This is a genomic window from Erwinia sp. SLM-02 (assembly GCF_037450285.1).
Taxonomy (GTDB): domain Bacteria; phylum Pseudomonadota; class Gammaproteobacteria; order Enterobacterales; family Enterobacteriaceae; genus Erwinia.
The window spans coordinates 268,518-283,438 of sequence record NZ_JAQISN010000001.1; the positions used below are offsets into that span (position 1 = coordinate 268,518).

Here is a 14,921-nt window from a genome sequence, read left to right on the forward strand (position 1 = left end):
GCTATGGCACGTTGCTGCTGGTGGACAGGGAGTAACACGCCAAAGGCCGGACCTCAGGATCCGGCTGACAGCTCATGCCTTGCCGCTTCAGCCAGGAAGTGGCTGCGATCGCGGTAATCTCCTCATTTTTCTTAAGCCTTATCTCTCCTCCCGTTACAGCATTCCTCCATCAGTCGTCTGTGAATTTTCAACAGGAATTGCTCTTTTTGTGATCCATATTGTAGTACAACTTAATTAGTTCGTACTACAATCCGTCGCATCGTAAGGCGAACCCGATCGCATTTGTACTGCAATCGTGTGGGGAAAACGGGCATTCAGGGTAAAGTACCTCAGGACAATGACGCAAAGGACACACCATGACCCTGAACAAAACCGACCGACTGATAGTAGAACTGGGCCGACAGATCGTTGGCGGAAAGTATGTGCCCGGGGCATCGCTTCCGGCAGAGGCCGAGCTGTGCGAAGAGTTTGAAACCTCACGCAATATCATTCGTGAAGTGTTTCGTTCGCTGATGGCGAAGCGGCTGATTGAAGTGAAGCGCTATCGCGGCGCGTATGTTGCGCCGCGCAACCAGTGGAACTACCTCGATACCGACGTACTGCAGTGGGTGCTGGAGCAGGACTATGACCCGCGCCTGATTGGCGCAATGAGCGAAGTGCGAAACCTGGTGGAGCCGTCGATTGCCCGCTGGGCCGCCGAGAGAGCCACCTCCAGCGACCTGGCGCAAATCGAATCGGCGCTCAACGAGATGATCGCCAACAACCAGGATCGGGATGCGTTTAACGAAGCCGATATCCGCTATCACGAAGCGGTACTCGCCGCAGTGCATAACCCGGTGCTCCAGCAGCTGGGCGTGGCGATCAGTTCGCTACAGCGGGCGGTATTTGAACGCACCTGGATGGGCGATGAGGCCAATATGCCAAAAACGCTCCAGGAACATAAAACGCTGTTTGATGCCATTCGCCATCAGGACAGCGATGCGGCAGAACAGGCGGCGCTGACGATGATCGCCAGCTCTACACGAAGGCTAAAGGAAATTACATGACATCTCGCTACATCGCCATTGACTGGGGTTCGACCAACCTGCGCGCCTGGCTCTGCCTGAACGGCACCGCAACGCAAAGCAGGCACTCACAACAGGGCATTACGCGCCTGAATGGTCAAACCCCGCAGGCGGTGTTAGCGGAGATGACCCACGGCTGGTGCGACAGCGACACGCCGATCGTCATGGCGGGCATGGTGGGGAGCAACGTCGGCTGGAAAGAGGCACCGTACCTGCCTGTGCCGGTGTCGCTGAACGGCATCGCCGACCGGCTGACCCACGTTACCGGCCCGGTGTGGATCGTCCCCGGTCTGAGCGTGAATCGCGGCGACAACCACAACGTCATGCGCGGAGAAGAAACGCAGCTTCTTGGCGCGCATCAGCTGGCCCCTTCCTCTCTTTACGTCCTGCCGGGCACCCACAGTAAATGGGTACAGGCCGACGGCGACCGCATCACCGATTTTCGTACCCTGATGACCGGTGAACTGCACGATGTCCTGCTGCGCCACACGCTGGTGGGTGCGGGGCTGCCGCCGCAGATCATCGCTCCACAGACCTTTACCGTCGGGCTGGAACGCGGCCTGAACGACCCTGCCGTGCTGCCGTCGTTGTTCGAAGTTCGCGCGGCGCACGTGCTCGGCGCACTGCCGCGTGAACAGGTCAGCGAGTTTTTATCCGGTGTGCTGATCGGCGCCGAAGTGGCCGCGATGGCGGAAGCCTTCCCCGGCCAGCAGGCCATCACGCTGGTGGCCGGGGACAGCCTGGCCGCGCGCTACCGGCAGGCGCTGGGCACCCTCGGGCGAAAGGTCACGGTGGTGGAGGGCGACACGGCATTTCAGGCAGGAATAAGGAGCATCGCTTATGCAGTGGCAATCTGAACTACCCCTTATCGCCATCCTGCGCGGTATCACGCCGGAAGAGGCGCTGGCGCACGTTGAGGCGGTGATTGAGGCCGGTTTCGACATGGTTGAAATCCCGCTGAACTCGCCGCGCTGGCAGCAAAGCCTCCCCGCCATCGTGAAGGCGTTTGGCAGCAGAGCGCGGGTGGGGGCGGGCACGGTTCTTCAGCCGGAGCAGGTCGACGCGCTGGCGGCGATGGGCTGCCGCCTGGTCGTTACGCCGAATACCCACCCCGGGGTGATCCGCCGCGCGGTGGACCACGGCATGACGGTCTACCCCGGCTGTGCCACCGCCACCGAGGCGTTCACCGCCCTGGAGGCGGGCGCGCACGGGCTGAAAATTTTTCCGTCATCGGCGTTCGGGCCGGACTACATCAGGGCGCTGAAGGCCGTCCTCCCGGCCGGGGTGCCCGTATTTGCCGTGGGGGGCGTCACGCCGGAGAACCTGGCGCAGTGGATCGGTGCGGGCTGCACCGGTGCCGGGCTGGGTAGCGATCTGTATCGCGCCGGTCAGCCGGTGGCGCAGACCGCGCGGCAGGCTGCCGCATTTGTTAACGCGTATAGAGAGGCTGTGCAATGAAGATTACCAAAATCACCACCTGGCGTTTGCCCCCGCGATGGATGTTCCTGAAGATCGAAACGGATGAGGGCGTGGTGGGCTGGGGCGAACCGGTTATTGAAGGGCGCGCCCGCACGGTGGAAGCGGCCGTACACGAGCTGGGCGATTATCTGATTGGTCAGGATCCGGCACGCATTAACGATCTGTGGCAGGTGATGTATCGCGCGGGGTTTTATCGCGGCGGCCCGATCCTGATGAGCGCCATCGCCGGGATCGACCAGGCGCTGTGGGACATCAAAGGCAAGGTGCTGAATGCTCCGGTCTGGCAGCTGCTGGGCGGGCAGGTGCGCGACAAAATGAAGGCCTACAGCTGGGTGGGCGGCGATCGCCCGGCGGACGTCATTGACGGCATCAACCGGCTGCGCGCGATCGGCTTTGACACCTTCAAGCTCAACGGCTGCGAAGAGATGGGTATGATCGACAGCTCCCGCGCGGTGGATGCGGCGGTGAACACCGTGGCGCAAATCCGTGAAGCCTTCGGCAATCAGATTGAGTTCGGGCTGGACTTCCACGGACGGGTGAGCGCGCCGATGGCGAAAGTGCTGATTAAAGAGCTGGAGCCGTATCGCCCGCTGTTTATTGAAGAGCCGGTGCTGGCCGAGCAGGCGGAATACTATCCGCGGCTGGCGGCGCAGACCGCCATTCCGCTTGCCGCCGGTGAGCGCATGTATTCCCGCTTTGAGTTTAAGCGCGTGCTGGAAGCCGGCGGCCTGGCTATTTTACAGCCCGATCTCTCCCACGCGGGCGGCATTACCGAGTGCGTCAAAATTGCCGCGATGGCCGAAGCCTATGACGTCTCGCTGGCTCCGCACTGCCCGCTGGGGCCGATTGCCCTTGCCGCCTGTCTGCACGTTGACTTCGTTTCCTATAACGCCGTCTTCCAGGAGCAGAGCATGGGCATTCACTACAACCGGGGCGCGGAGCTTCTCGACTTTGTGAAAAACAAAGAGGACTTCGCCATGCAGAGCGGATTCTTTAAACCGTTAATGAAGCCGGGCCTGGGTGTGGAAATTGATGAAGCCAAAGTGATTGAAATGAGTAAAACCGCACCCGACTGGCGAAATCCGCTGTGGCGTTTACAGGATGGCGTGGTTGCCGAGTGGTAATCAAATAAATATCCCTCCCTTTTTGTTTAATTAAGCACTCTCACCGTCCGCAATATAACGGGAATAAAAATGAGCGAATATAGCAGCGCTTTTGCAGAAATAATAAAGCGTCAGGACTGGCAGAATCTGGTTATTACCCATCTGAATCGGTTACCCGCCCATGCGCGGATGAACAGCTGGCGCAGCGAGCGGGAGGCCCGTGATAATCGCGCCTCGCCTAACCGCCGCTGCCTCAACGGCCAGTGGGAATTTACCCTGTATGATAATCCGGAGCAGGTTCCGGCCCGCTGGCTGGAATATAGCGATGAAGCGGAAAATAAAACCCCGGTGCCGTCTAACTGGCAGGTACAGGGCTACGATATTCCCATCTATACCAATGTCACCTATCCCATTAACTCCACGCCGCCGCAGGTTCCGCAAAATAACCCGACGGGCTGCTATGCCACCACCGTAGAAATAGACGAAAGCTGGCTGGCTGAGGGTGACGTCAATATTATTTTTGACGGCGTGAACTCGGCGTTTCATTTATGGTGCAACGGCAACTGGGTCGGCTATTCACAGGACAGCCGGCTGCCGGCGGAGTTCTCGCTGAGCCGGTGGGCGAAGCCGGGGAAAAACCGCCTCTGCGTGATGGTGATGCGCTGGAGCGTGGGCACCTGGCTGGAAGACCAGGATATGTGGCGAATGAGCGGGATTTTCCGCCCGGTCTGGCTACAGCACCGGCCCGCCGCGCATCTGGCCGATGTGATTATCAGCCCGTACCTTAACGACGATTTCGATACCGGACATCTGCACATTCAGGCCACGCTGGGCGGGGAAATTAGCGAACCGGAAGCCTGGGCGATGAAGCTGACGCTCTGGCAGGGCGAACGGATCTGCGTGCAAAAAACCGTCACCTTCGGCACGCAAAAAATTGATGCCCGCGGCACGTGGCGCGAGCGGCTGGACACCCGCCTGCGGCTTAACAACCCGCGGCTGTGGAGCGCGGAGCAGCCGCACCTCTATCGGCTGACCGCCACGCTGCTGGACCCGAACGGTCAGGTCGTGGAGAGCGAAGCGTGGAATACCGGCTTTCGCCGCGTGGAGATTGCTGACGGCCTGCTGAAAATCAACGGTAAGCCGCTGCTGGTTCGTGGCGTTAACCGCCATGAGCATGACCCGGCGCTGGGGCAGGCGGTGGATGAGGCCGCCATGCTGCAGGACATCCTGCTGCTGAAGCAGAACAACTTTAACGCCGTGCGCTGCTCGCACTATCCCAACCAGTCCCGCTGGTACGAACTCTGTGATGAATACGGCCTGTACGTGGTGGATGAAGCGAACATTGAAACCCAGGGGATGATCCCGATGCGGCGTCTGGCGGAGGATTCGGAGTGGCTCCACGCCTTCTCCGCCCGGGTTACGCGGATGGTACACAGCAACCGCAACCACCCCGCGATTATTATCTGGTCGCTGGGTAACGAATCCGGCATCGGCAGCTCGCACGAGGCGCTCTATCACTGGGTGAAGAAAAACGATCCGACGCGGCCCGTACAGTACGAAGGCGGCGGCGCGGCAACCTCGTCGACCGATATCGTCTGCCCGATGTATGCCCGGGTTGATGAGGACCAGCCGTTCCCGGCGGTGCCGAAATGGGCGATCAAAAAATGGATTGGCCTGCCCGGCGAACAGCGGCCGCTGATCCTCTGCGAATACACCCACGGCATGGGCAACAGCCTGGGCGGCATTGAAAAATACTGGCAGGCCTTCCGCCAGTATCCGCGCCTGCAGGGCGGCTTCCTCTGGGACTGGATGGATCAGGCGCTGATCCGCAAAGATGACAACGGCGTGCCGCACTACGCCTACGGCGGCGATTTTGGCGATACGCCGAACGATAAGCAGTTCTGCCTCAACGGGCTGCTGTTCCCGGACCGCACTCCGCATCCGGCGCTGTATGAAGTGAAGTACCTTCAGCAGTATTTCCACTGCGGCCTGGTGAGCAGCCAGCCGCTGGAAATTGAGGTGGTCAGCGAATATCAGTTCCGCACAACGGACAACGAAACGCTGTACTGGTCGCTACAAAGCCGGGGCGTGGAGGTGGCGCAGGGGGAAATCGCGCTGGATATCGCCCCGGAAGGCCGCGTCCGGCTGGCGCTGCCCTGCGATCTCTCCGCCTTCCGTCAGTTACCCGAGCTGAGTTTACTGCTGGAGGTCCGCCAGCCGAACGCCACGCCGTGGAGCGAGGCGGGGCACGTGGCAGCATGGCAGCAGGTAGCGCTGCCGTCCGACTGGCTGGCGCTGCCGCCGCGGGTGAGCGGTGATGTTCAGCTTAGCGAAGCGGGCGAGTGCTATTACGTCACCGCCGGCAGCCGCCGCTGGGCGTTTAACCGCGTACAGGGGCAGCTGACGCAGTGCTGGCTGGACGGCGAGCCGCAGCTGCTGACGCCGTTCCGCGATCAGTTTGTGCGCGCACCGCTGGATAACGACATCGGCACCAGCGAACTGGGCCAGGAACAGCCGGATGCCTGGGCCGTGCGCTGGCGCCGCGCCGGTCTGTACGACATGGAAAGCGAGTGCGTGAGCTGCTCGGCACAGCAGCTGGATGACAGCGTGCAGATCGTCGCCGATCTGCACTGGTGGGCTAACGGCAGGCCGGTGATTGCCAGCCGCTGGCACCTGCGCTTCGACGGAGAAGGTCAGCTGCACCTGACGGTGGAGGGCAGCCGTGCCGCCTCGCTGCCGCCGCTGGCGCGAATTGGCATTACCGCCCAGCTTGCCGACCGCCAGGCCCCGGTATCCTGGCTCGGCAACGGCCCGTGGGAAAACTATCCCGACCGCGCCGCCTCCGCACGCTACTCGCGCTGGACCCTGCCGCTGGAAGCGATGTCCACGCCGTACATCTTCCCCTGCGAAAACGGCCTGCGTACCCGCACCCGCGAGCTGAGCTGGGGCGAGTTTCACCTGCGCGGCGAGTTTCATTTCTCCCTGCAGCGCTACGGTACCCGCCAGCTGAAGGAGGTCAGTCACCGGCATTTACTGCGCGAGGAACCCGGCGTCTGGGTCAATATCGACGCGCGCCATATGGGGATCGGCGGCGATGACTCCTGGACCACCAACATCGTGCCGGAAGCGGATCAACTCACGGAAAACCACTGGCGCTACAGCGTCACTATCGCCTTCTCACAACAACAATAATGATCCGATCGTAAAGGTGAACCTATGAACATCGGTACTCTGAACCCCGCTGAGAAAAAGAACTTTATTTCGTTTTTCCTCTTCTTTTTCTTTTACTACTTTATTATGTCCGCCTACTTTCCGTTCTTTCCGGTCTGGCTGGCGGACGTCAATCATCTGACCAAAACCGAAACCGGCATCGTGTTCTCCTGCGTGGCGTTTTTCGGCATTCTGTTCCAGTTTCTCTTCGGCTACATCACCGACAGGCTGGGTCTGCGCAAGCACCTGCTGTGGGTGATTGTCGCCGGTCTGGTCTGCTTTGCGCCGTTTTTCCTGCTGGTGTTTAAACCGCTGCTGGCGGAGAGCATTTATCTCGGCGGCGTGGTGGGCGGGATCTATCTGGGGTTCGTTTTTTCCGGCGGGTCCGGCGCGGTGGATGCCTATATTGAAAAGGTCAGCCGCGCCAATAACTTCGAATACGGTAAGGTGCGCACCTCCGGCTGCATTGGCTGGGCGGTGTGCGCCTCGCTGACCGGCATGCTGATGGGGGTTAACCCGGACATCATCTTCTGGATCTCCTCCGGCTTTGCGCTGATCCTGGCGGTGCTGCTGGTCATTACCCGCCCCGAGCCGGAATCGAAAGAGAAAATTATCGAGGTCATCGGTAAAAAAGGGGATATCTCCATTCCGGTTGCTCTCAGCCTGTTTAAGCTGCCGAGCTTCTGGGCCTTTTTAATCTACGTGCTGGGCGTGGCCAGTATCTATGACGTCTTCGACCAGCAGTTCGCTAACTTCTTTAAAAGCTTCTTTGCCGATCCGCAGCGGGGCAACCAGGTGTTCGGTTTTGTCACCACCGGCGGCGAACTGCTGAACGCCTGCATTATGTTTATCGCGCCGTTTGTAGTGTGGAAGGTGGGGGCGAAAAAGGTGCTGCTGCTGGCCGGGGCGATAATGACGGTCCGCATCCTCGGATCCTCCATCGCCACCACGCCGGTCGAAGTGGTGCTGCTGAAAACCCTGCATATGTTCGAGATGCCGTTCCTGTACATCGGCACCTTTAAATACATCAACAAGGTCTTCGATCCGCGCCTGTCGGCCACCATCTATCTGGTCGGCTTCAACGTGGCAAAACACGTGTCGGCGATTTTTCTCTCCTCTTACGTCGGCCAGATGTACGACACGATGGGCTTCCATAAGGCCTACCTGTTCCTCGGCTGCATCACCCTGTGCTTTACCGTGCTCTCCTTCTTCCTGCTGCAGGGCACCCCGCCGGAAGCGAAAACGGCAAAAGCGGAGCCGGACACCCGCGATCCGCAGCATTCTTCGCCTTAACGCGGGTAAAAAAAATAACACCGGGGGCATTCTGCCGCCGGTGTTATTAATCCTGTCGATGCAACATGACGACAGATCCAATGCTGAACCGGGCGTTACTTTACGTCCGCTGACTGCTCGCTCTGCCGGGCCAGCGTCCGCGCCAGGATTGAGGAATAAAGCGGTTTTCCGCCGAGGAACTGTGCCATCAGCGTGGCGCCGAGGCAGGTGATAATCATCGGCAGAATCAGCTGGTAGTTGTCGGTCATCTCCAGCACTAACACTATCCCGGTCAGCGGTGCACGGACCGACGCGGCGAACAGCGCGCCCATACCGGCGATGGCAAAGGTGGCGGGCTGTAGCGCATACAGAGGAAACAGCTGCGACATGGCCATGCCAAACGCGGTGCCCAGCACCGTTCCCAGCGCCAGCATCGGGGCGAAAATCCCGCCGGGCGCGCCGGAAGCAAAGCACAGCAGGGTGGTCAGCAGGCGCAGAATAAAGATCAACAGCAGCATCTGTAGCGAAAACGCGCCGGAGGCGACTTCTGGGATCAGCAGATTGCCGCCGCCCACGATCGCCGGGAACAGTAGCGTCATCACGCCGCAGCCGCCGCCGAGAACGGCTCCCACCAGCACCACGCGCCAGACCCGACGTTGATAAACCCGCGCCCAGGCGTCCTGCATGATGAAAATCAGCTTATTGAACAACACGCCGACCGCACCAAACAGCACCCCGAGCAGCAGATAAAGCCACAGCGTGTTCACCGGCGCATCCGCCAGCCTGCCGACATTAATCAGCGCCTGCTGGCCGTTAAACAGCTGAAAAACGACGCTGGCCATAATCACGCCGATAAACACCGCTTTAATCGAGATCAGGTTATAGCGGAACTGGGGACGCATCTCCTCCAGGATAAACAGAATACCGGCCAGCGGCGCATTGAAGGCGGCGGACAACCCGGCGGCGGCACCGGTGGCTAACAGCGAGTGCCGCGCCTCGTCGCTCCTCAGCCGGAACAGGTCAAACACCATGCGGCCCAGATTGCCGCCGAGCTGCACGGTTGGCCCCTCACGACCCAGCACCATCCCGGCACCCAGGGTGCCCAGACCGCCGAAAAACTTCACCGGGATAACCCGCCACCAGCGAACCGGGCGCAGCTCATCCAGCGCGCCTTCAATTTCCGGAATGCCCGACCCGCCCGCCTCCGGCGCAAACCGCCGGACCAGCCAGTACCCCAGCGCCGCCAGCGCTGCCGAAACGACAAAGGCACAGAGGTAAAGCGGCCAGCCCGGCAGCGTTTCGGCGGTCAGGCTGACGGCGCGCCAGTGCTGAATCGCCTCCACCATTTTGGCAAAAATCACCCCGACCAGGCCCGCCAGCGTGCCGACCACGGCGGCGCAGATCAGCACCGCGACCGGCGTTTTATCCCGATTAAGTAATGCCCGAAACATCCGGTAGCGGGCAGGAAGCGATTGCGGCACGTTGACAGCGGCTGGGGATTCCTGGTTCATGATTTCCGAAGCGTTGCGGGAAGATGCCCGGAAGTCTAGACCGACTGACCACGTGATTCAAAGGTTACTCCCCGAACTTAATCAATCTGCTGCTCCAGCGCGGCAATCGCCTCTACCCGCATCTGGTGGCGGCCGCCTTCAAATTCCGCATCCAGCCAGGCGTCGACAATCATTTTTGCCAGCTCCCCGCCGACCACCCGCGAACCGAACGCCAGCACGTTGGTATTGTTATGCTGGCGGGACAGACGCGCGGAGTAGGGTTCGCTGCACACCACCGCCCGGATGCCGGGAAACTTGTTGGCGGCGATCGAAATCCCCACGCCGGTTCCGCATATCAGCAGCCCGCCCTCCGCCTCGCCCCCGATAACCGCCTGCGCGACGCTCCGGGCAAAGTGGGGATAGTCGGTACGCTCCGTGCTCCAGGTGCCTTTGTCGATCGCCTCCACGCCCCGGTTGCGAAGATGGGCGAGGATCTCCTCTTTGAGGATAAAGCCAACGTGATCGCAGCCAAATGCTATTTTTTTCACAGGATCGTCCTTTTCAGTAAACTTCACGGATTAATGGTTTTCGTGATTAACTGCGGATTAAAGCGCAAAAATTCAGCAATAAAATCCCGACCTGGCTCTGTTCTACACCGGTGATTCCCCCATTTCAACCGTGAAGTAGTGAGCTGATGGCGTAAGTTTTTCGAGTAATAATAAGGGGGTGTGAGATAAGTTGTTGAAATTAACTGGTTAGCTGAAATGAGGCGAACGCGTTACTTCACAAAAATTAAAACTTTATGAATTTAAAATTATTGTGAAGTTGATAGCATATTTCACGCCGCGAGTGTGGTGTTATAGTGTCGTCATCATTCATCAGAACAGAAGAGCGCGATGAGCCATTCTGAATTTGAAAAAGAGCTTCCCCAGGGGATTGGCCTTGCCCCCTGGCTGCGCATGAAGCAGGAAGGCATGACCGACAATGAAAGCCGCATCGTTGACTGGCTGCTGAAGCCGGGCAACCTGAGCGATGCGCCGGCGATTAAGGACGTGGCGGAGGCGCTGACGGTGTCGGAGGCGATGATCGTCAAAGTGGCGAAGCTGCTGGGCTTCAGCGGTTTTCGCAACCTCCGCGCGGCGCTGATTGACTATTTTTCGCAGTCGGAGCAGGTGCTTCCCGCCGAGCTGGCGTTTGATGAAGCGCCGCAGGATGTGGTCAACAAGGTGTTTAACATTACCCTGCGCACCATTATGGAAGGGCAGTCGATTGTTAACGTGGATGAAATCCACCGCGCGGCGCGCTTTTTCTATCAGGCGAAACAGCGCGATCTGTACGGCGTCGGCGGGTCGAACGCCATCTGCGCCGATATCCAGCACAAGTTTTTACGCATCGGCGTGCGCTGCCAGGCCTATCAGGACGCGCACATCATGATGATGTCCGCCTCGCTGCTGAAAGAGGGCGACGTGGTGCTGGTGGTTTCCCACTCCGGTCGCACCAACGATCTGAAATCTGCCGTAGAGCTGGCGAAAAAGAACGGGGCGAAAATCATCTGTATCACCCACAGCTATCATTCTCCCATCGCCAGGCTTGCAGATTATATTATTTGTTCCCCCGCGCCGGAAACGCCGCTATTAGGGCGCAACGCCTCCGCGCGAATATTACAGCTTACTTTACTGGACGCGTTATTTGTTTCCGTAGCGCAGCAGAATATTGAACAGGCCACACTGAATATGCAAAAAACCGGCGCAATAGTGGATTTCTTTTCCCCCGGCGCGCTGAAGTAATGAAATAAGCCCGTCCCGCAACGGGACGGGTAACCCGTACCACTACAATGAGACTCTTTTCATGAATAAATATCTGAAATTGTTCAGCGGCTGCGCTATGGGCTTAATGTTATCCGCCAACGTCTTTGCCGCCGCGGACTATGCGGTCATATTAAAAACCTTATCCAATCCGTTCTGGGTGGATATGAAAAAGGGCATTGAGGAGGAAGCAAAAACGCTGGGCGTCAGCGTGGATATTTTCGCATCGGCCTCGGAAGGCGATTTTCAGTCGCAGCTCCAGCTGTTTGAAGATCTCAGTAATAAAAAATATAAGGGCATTGCCTTTGCGCCGCTCTCCTCGGTGAATCTGGTGATGCCCGTGGCCCGCGCCTGGCAGAAAGGGATTTATCTGGTGAACATCGACGAAAAGATCGATATGGATAACCTGAAGAAGGCGGGCGGCAACGTGGAAGCCTTTGTCACCACCGATAATACCGCAGTGGGGGCCAAAGGGGCGGCGTTTATTATTGAGAAGCTCGGTGCGGCAGGCGGTGAGGTGGCGATAATCGAAGGCAAAGCGGGGAATGCGTCAGGCGAGTCGCGCCGCAGCGGGGCCACAGACGCGTTTAAACAGGCCGCGCAGATCAAGCTGGTTGCCAGCCAGCCCGCCGACTGGGACCGTATTAAGGCGCTGGATGTGGCGACCAACGTACTGCAGCGTAACCCCAACCTGAAGGCCTTCTACTGCGCTAACGATACCATGGCGATGGGCGTGGCCCAGGCGGTGGCGAACGCGGGAAAAACCGGCAAGGTACTGGTGGTGGGCACCGACGGCATCCCGGAAGCGCGCAAAATGGTGGAGGCCGGGCTGATGACGGCAACCGTGGCGCAGAACCCGGCGGATATTGGCGCAACCGGACTGAAGCTGATGGTAAACGCCGCCAAATCCGGCAAGGTGATTGCGCTGGATAAAACCCCGGAATTTACGCTGGTGGATTCCATCCTGGTCACGAAATAACCGCTAGTTAATAAAAGGTCAGTGCGATGGTTACGCCATATATATCAATGGCGGGGATCGGCAAATCCTTTGGTCCGGTTCACGCTTTAAAGTCCGTTGATTTAGCGATATTCCCCTATGAAATTCATGCGCTGTTAGGGGAAAACGGAGCAGGTAAATCCACGTTAATGAAGGTGCTGTCGGGAATACACGCGCCGACAAAAGGCACGATTACGATTAATGGAACGAGTTACGACAAGCTCGACCATAAAATGGCGGCAAAGTTGGGTATCGGTATTATTTACCAGGAGCTGAGCGTCATTGATGAATTAACGGTGCTGGAAAATTTATATATTGGCCGTCACCTGACAAAAAAAGTGTGCGGCGTAAATATTGTCGACTGGAAAGAGATGCGCGTTCGGGCCGCGATGATGCTGCTGCGCATTGGCTTAAAAGTGGATTTAGAAGAGAAGGTGGCAAACCTGTCCATCAGCCACAAGCAGATGCTGGAAATCGCCAAAACCCTCATGCTCGACGCCAAAGCGATCATCATGGACGAACCCACCTCGTCGCTGACCAACAAAGAGGTCGACTACCTGTTCCTGATTATGAATCAGCTGCGTAAAGAGGGCACGGCGATCGTCTATATCTCCCACAAGCTGGCGGAGATCCGGCGGATTTGCGACCGCTACACGGTGATGAAAGACGGCAGCAGCGTCTGCTCCGGCCGGGTCAGCGAGGTCAGTAACGACGACATTGTGCATCTGATGGTCGGGCGCGAGCTGCAAAACCGCTTTAACCACATGGAAGAGAGCACCGGCAACGTGGAGCGGGACACGGTGTTTGAAGTGAAAAACGTCACCAGCCGCGACCGTAAGAAAGTGCGGGATATCTCCTTCAGCGTCAGCCGTGGCGAAATCCTGGGCTTTGCCGGACTGGTGGGGTCCGGGCGCACCGAGCTGATGGACTGCCTGTTCGGCGTAGACAAGCGCAGCAGTGGGGAAATCCGCCTGAACGGCAAAGATATTTCACCGCGATCGCCGCTCGACGCGGTGAAAAAGGGCATGGCCTACATCACCGAAAGCCGCCGGGATAACGGCTTTTTCCCCAACTTCTCCATCGCGCAGAACATGGCCATCAGCCACAGCCTGAAATCCGGCGGCTATAAAGGCGCGATGGGGCTGTTTCGCGAAAACGAAGAGCGGGACGTGGCGGAAGCGCAGCGCCAGCTGCTGGCGCTCAAGTGCCACTCGGTGGCGCAGAACATCACCGAACTCTCCGGCGGCAATCAGCAGAAGGTGCTTATCTCGAAATGGCTGTGCTGCAACCCGCAGGCGATCATTTTTGACGAACCCACGCGCGGCATTGACGTCGGTGCCAAGGCGGAAATCTACAGGGTGATGCGCGGGCTGGCCGACGAGGGCAGGGTCATTCTGATGGTGTCTTCCGAACTTCCTGAAATTATCGCCGTCTGCGACCGCATCGCCGTGTTCTGCGAAGGGCGGCTGACGCAAATTCTGACCAATCGCGACAACCTGAGCGAAGAGGAGATTATGGCATGGGCACTACCACAAGAGTGAAGGGCGATCTGGCAGAGAAAAGGCCGTTCAACTTCGCGCAGTTCTGGGACAAATACGGCACCTTCTTTATCCTGGCGATAATCGTCGCCATCTTCGGCACGCTGTCGTCGGAGTATTTCCTCACCGCCAGTAACATCACGCAGATCTTCGTGCAGAGTTCGGTGACGGTGCTGATCGGCATGGGCGAGTTCTTTGCCATCCTGGTGGCGGGGATTGATCTCTCGGTCGGGGCGATCCTCGCGCTTTCCGGTATGGTCACCGCCAAACTGATGCTGGCGGGCGTCGATCCGGTGCTGGCGGCGCTGATCGGCGGCGTGCTGGTGGGCGGTGCGCTGGGGGCGATTAACGGCTGCCTGGTCAACTGGACGGGGCTGCATCCGTTTATCATCACCCTCGGCACCAACGCCATCTTCCGCGGCATCACCCTGGTGATTTCCGACGCCAACTCGGTTTACGGCTTCTCCTTCGACTTCGTCAACTTCTTTGCCGCGAGCGTGCTGGGTATTCCCGTACCGGTGATCTTCTCGCTGATTATCGCCGTGCTGCTGTGATTCCTGACCACGAGGATGCGGCTGGGGCGCAATATCTATGCCCTCGGCGGCAACAAGAACTCGGCGTTCTACTCCGGCATCGACGTGAAGTTTCACATGCTGGTGGTGTTCATTATCTCCGGCGTCTGCGCCGGTCTGGCGGGCGTGGTGTCTACCGCCCGTCTGGGTGCCGCCGAACCGCTGGCCGGCATGGGGTTTGAAACCTACGCCATCGCCAGCGCCATTATCGGCGGCACCAGCTTCTTCGGCGGCAAGGGGCGCATTTTCTCCGTGGTGATCGGCGGCCTGATCATCGGCACCATCAACAACGGGCTCAACATCCTGCAGGTACAAACCTATTACCAACTGGTGGTGATGGGCGGATTGATCATCGCCGCCGTCGCCCTCGACAGACTGATTAGCAAGTAAG

11 protein-coding genes and 1 pseudogene are annotated in these 14,921 nt (G+C 58.9%); 10 read left to right on the forward strand and 2 right to left on the reverse strand.

The annotated features are described in order from the left end of the window. Nucleotides 1–356 precede the first annotated feature (356 nt). The 6 genes from dgoR (at nt 357) to PGH32_RS01355 (ending at nt 8,149) form a co-directional block, all read left to right on the forward strand. A complete protein-coding gene (dgoR, locus tag PGH32_RS01330) occupies nt 357–1,046 on the forward strand; it encodes a D-galactonate utilization transcriptional regulator DgoR (RefSeq protein ID WP_314418436.1) in 690 nt (229 codons plus the stop codon). Beyond that, nucleotides 1,043–1,921, forward strand: coding sequence for a 2-dehydro-3-deoxygalactonokinase (locus PGH32_RS01335; RefSeq protein ID WP_314418434.1), 879 nt, complete (start codon nt 1,043–1,045; stop codon nt 1,919–1,921). Before dgoR ends, PGH32_RS01335 begins: the two co-directional genes overlap by 4 nt. After that, a complete protein-coding gene (locus PGH32_RS01340; protein ID WP_337892983.1) occupies nt 1,905–2,522 on the forward strand; it encodes a 2-dehydro-3-deoxy-6-phosphogalactonate aldolase in 618 nt (205 codons plus the stop codon). The genes PGH32_RS01335 and PGH32_RS01340 overlap by 17 nt, the downstream gene beginning before the upstream one ends. Beyond that, the gene (gene dgoD / locus PGH32_RS01345; protein ID WP_337892984.1) at nt 2,519–3,667 is read left to right on the forward strand and encodes a galactonate dehydratase; all 1,149 of its coding nucleotides are present in this window, start codon (nt 2,519–2,521) and stop codon (nt 3,665–3,667) included. Before PGH32_RS01340 ends, dgoD begins: the two co-directional genes overlap by 4 nt. A 69-nt stretch (nt 3,668–3,736) precedes the next feature. Then, nucleotides 3,737–6,838 carry a beta-galactosidase gene (locus PGH32_RS01350; RefSeq protein ID WP_443112731.1) on the forward strand — a complete coding sequence of 1,034 codons (3,102 nt, stop codon included), beginning with the start codon at nt 3,737–3,739 and terminating at the stop codon, nt 6,836–6,838. Between the two features lie 24 nt (nt 6,839–6,862). Beyond that, nucleotides 6,863–8,149, forward strand: a complete 1,287-nt coding sequence (locus PGH32_RS01355) for an MFS transporter (protein ID WP_337892985.1) — start codon at nt 6,863–6,865, stop codon at nt 8,147–8,149. Between the two features lie 95 nt (nt 8,150–8,244). Here the strand turns inward: PGH32_RS01355 and clcA are convergent, their stop codons facing one another. Further along, the gene (gene clcA, locus PGH32_RS01360; protein ID WP_337892986.1) at nt 8,245–9,639 is read right to left on the reverse strand and encodes a H(+)/Cl(-) exchange transporter ClcA; all 1,395 of its coding nucleotides are present in this window, start codon (nt 9,637–9,639) and stop codon (nt 8,245–8,247) included. A gap of 77 nt (nt 9,640–9,716) precedes the next feature. Further along, the gene (gene rpiB / locus PGH32_RS01365; RefSeq protein ID WP_337892987.1) at nt 9,717–10,166 is read right to left on the reverse strand and encodes a bifunctional allose-6-phosphate isomerase/ribose-5-phosphate isomerase RpiB; all 450 of its coding nucleotides are present in this window, start codon (nt 10,164–10,166) and stop codon (nt 9,717–9,719) included. A gap of 348 nt (nt 10,167–10,514) precedes the next feature. On the opposite strand from rpiB, the gene PGH32_RS01370 reads away from it, so the two are divergent. From PGH32_RS01370 to alsC, 4 genes and pseudogenes are all read left to right on the forward strand, one after another. Further along, nucleotides 10,515–11,405, forward strand: coding sequence for a MurR/RpiR family transcriptional regulator (locus PGH32_RS01370; RefSeq protein ID WP_337892988.1), 891 nt, complete (start codon nt 10,515–10,517; stop codon nt 11,403–11,405). 61 nt (nt 11,406–11,466) lie between these two features. Continuing rightward, nucleotides 11,467–12,402 (forward strand): D-allose transporter substrate-binding protein, encoded by a 936-nt coding sequence (alsB, locus tag PGH32_RS01375; RefSeq protein ID WP_314418425.1) that lies wholly within the window; start codon nt 11,467–11,469, stop codon nt 12,400–12,402. A gap of 26 nt (nt 12,403–12,428) precedes the next feature. Next, nucleotides 12,429–13,961 carry a D-allose ABC transporter ATP-binding protein AlsA gene (gene alsA, locus PGH32_RS01380; RefSeq protein ID WP_337892989.1) on the forward strand — a complete coding sequence of 511 codons (1,533 nt, stop codon included), beginning with the start codon at nt 12,429–12,431 and terminating at the stop codon, nt 13,959–13,961. Next, nucleotides 13,940–14,920 (forward strand): annotated as a pseudogene (alsC, locus tag PGH32_RS01385) (D-allose ABC transporter permease). Before alsA ends, alsC begins: the two are co-directional and overlap by 22 nt. The last annotated feature ends 1 nt before the right edge of the window (nt 14,921 follow it).

What these genes read in the sequence shown, in the direction of transcription:
- dgoR (WP_314418436.1), top strand. Translation starts at nt 357, where the DNA reads ATGACCCTGAACAAAACCGACCGACTGATAGTAGAACTGGGCCGACAG.
- PGH32_RS01335 (WP_314418434.1), top strand. Translation starts at nt 1,043, where the DNA reads ATGACATCTCGCTACATCGCCATTGACTGGGGTTCGACCAACCTGCGC.
- PGH32_RS01340 (WP_337892983.1), top strand. Translation starts at nt 1,905, where the DNA reads ATGCAGTGGCAATCTGAACTACCCCTTATCGCCATCCTGCGCGGTATC.
- dgoD (WP_337892984.1), top strand. Translation starts at nt 2,519, where the DNA reads ATGAAGATTACCAAAATCACCACCTGGCGTTTGCCCCCGCGATGGATG.
- PGH32_RS01350 (WP_443112731.1), top strand. Translation starts at nt 3,737, where the DNA reads ATGAGCGAATATAGCAGCGCTTTTGCAGAAATAATAAAGCGTCAGGAC.
- PGH32_RS01355 (WP_337892985.1), top strand. Translation starts at nt 6,863, where the DNA reads ATGAACATCGGTACTCTGAACCCCGCTGAGAAAAAGAACTTTATTTCG.
- clcA (WP_337892986.1), bottom strand. Translation starts at nt 9,639, where the DNA reads ATGAACCAGGAATCCCCAGCCGCTGTCAACGTGCCGCAATCGCTTCCT.
- PGH32_RS01370 (WP_337892988.1), top strand. Translation starts at nt 10,515, where the DNA reads ATGAGCCATTCTGAATTTGAAAAAGAGCTTCCCCAGGGGATTGGCCTT.
- alsB (WP_314418425.1), top strand. Translation starts at nt 11,467, where the DNA reads ATGAATAAATATCTGAAATTGTTCAGCGGCTGCGCTATGGGCTTAATG.
- alsA (WP_337892989.1), top strand. Translation starts at nt 12,429, where the DNA reads ATGGTTACGCCATATATATCAATGGCGGGGATCGGCAAATCCTTTGGT.